This window comes from Nocardia sp. NPDC058497 (assembly GCF_042720195.1).
Lineage (GTDB): Bacteria > Actinomycetota > Actinomycetes > Mycobacteriales > Mycobacteriaceae > Nocardia.
The window spans coordinates 1-1,720 of the sequence record NZ_JBHXMY010000881.1; the positions used below are offsets into that span (position 1 = coordinate 1).

Below are 1,720 nucleotides of genomic sequence, written 5' to 3' on the forward strand. Positions count from 1 at the left end.
CGCTTGGTCAGCATCTCGACCGCGCGGGCGCCGTCGGTCTTGGGCAGGGTGAAGGTGATGTCGGTCTTGCCCGTGTCGACCTTGGAGATGTTCTGCAGCACCATGTCGATGTTGATCTCGGCGTCGGCGACCGCGCGGAACACCTTGGCCGCGTAGCCCGGCTCGTCCGGCAGGGCGACGACGGTCACCTTGGCCTCGCTGCGGTCGTGCGCGACGCCGGTCAGGATTGCCTGCTCCACGGGAATGTCCTCCATCGATCCGAAAACAGTGGTGCCGATCTTGTCGGTGTAGGACGACCGAACATGAACGGGAACGTTGTAGCGGCGCGCGTACTCCACGCAGCGCAGCATCAGCACCTTCGAGCCGCAGGCCGCCATCTCCAGCATCTCCTCGTAGGAGATGTTGTCGAGCTTCTGCGCGTCACCGACGATGCGCGGGTCGGCGCTGAAGATGCCGTCGACGTCGGTGTAGATCTCGCAGACATCGGCTTTGAGCGCGGCGGCCAGCGCGACGGCGGTGGTGTCGGAACCGCCGCGACCCAGCGTGGTGACATCCTTGCTGTCCTGGCTGACGCCCTGGAAGCCGGCCACGAGCACGATCTGCCCCTCGGCCAGCGCCTCCTGCAGGCGGCCCGGGGTGACGTCGATGATCTTGGCGTTGCCGTGCGCACCGGTGGTGATCACACCGGCCTGCGAGCCGGTGAACGAGCGCGCTTCGGCGCCGAGCGAATGAATCGCCATGGCCACCAGCGCGTTCGAGATGCGCTCACCGGAGGTGAGCAGCATGTCCATCTCGCGAGCAGGCGGCGCGGGGGCCACCTGCTCCGCGAGATCGAGCAGCTCGTCGGTCGTGTCGCCCATGGCCGAGCAGACCACGACGACATCGTGGCCCTGCTTCTTGGTCTCCACGATCCGTTCAGCGACGCGCCGGATCCGCTCGGCGGTGGCCACCGAGGATCCTCCGTACTTCTGAACAACGAGAGCCACGGCTAGGTCCTTCACGATCGACAATCAGGCTTGGTATCAGCGACCTAGACTACCGGCCCAGGTCCACCGGTTTCGCCGCTACCTCCCCAGCCTGTGGAAAACGACACAGGCTTGTCACCTGTGGATAACCACGGAAATCAGCTCCGGGCGAACCAGGTGACCTGCGTGCCGTTGTCGAATTCCTTGCGCTGCACCGGAGTGAACTGTGTCGGTTGGAAGACGCCGGTGAACGCTTGTACGCCGTCGCCCGCGATGACCGGGTAGCTCTTGACGATCAACTCGTCGATCTCGCCGATGAGCTGACCGGCCAGCTTCCCGCCGCCACACAGCCAGATGTCGAGGCCGTCGCGCTGCTTGAGTTCGCGCACCAGCTCGGCCGGATCACCGGAGACGATCTCGACGCCGGGGTGATCGGCCTGCGCGAGCGAGGACGACACGACGTACTGCTTCAGGTGCGAGAACGGGCTCTCGACGTGCTCGCCCGGAAGGATGTAGGTGCCACGACCCATCAGCACGGTGTCCCAGTTCTTGGCGGGCAGCTCGGGGTCCATGCCGAAGTGCGCGCGGAGATGGGTCGGAATGGCATCGGGGAACTCGGCCGTCATCCATTCCATGTAGTTCTGCGGCGTCGGATAGAAGTCGACCTCCCCGCCGGGACCTGCGATGTAGCCGTCGAGCGAGACACCGATGTAGTAGACAAGCTTTCGCATGGGTACCGCCTAAGTTGTTGTACC

The 1,720-nt window shown here is 64.9% G+C and carries 2 protein-coding genes; both read right to left on the reverse strand.

Annotated elements, in window-relative coordinates; translation table 11 throughout:
* Nucleotides 1-986: aspartate kinase (locus tag ACFWPJ_RS32075; protein ID WP_378857170.1), on the reverse strand; the 986-nt coding region annotated here is incomplete at its 3' end.
* Nucleotides 987-1,123: 137 nt separating this feature from the next.
* Nucleotides 1,124-1,696 carry a dihydrofolate reductase family protein gene (locus tag ACFWPJ_RS32080; protein ID WP_378857172.1) on the reverse strand — a complete coding sequence of 191 codons (573 nt, stop codon included), beginning with the start codon at nucleotides 1,694-1,696 and terminating at the stop codon, nucleotides 1,124-1,126.
* Between the last annotated feature and the right edge of the window lie 24 nt (nucleotides 1,697-1,720).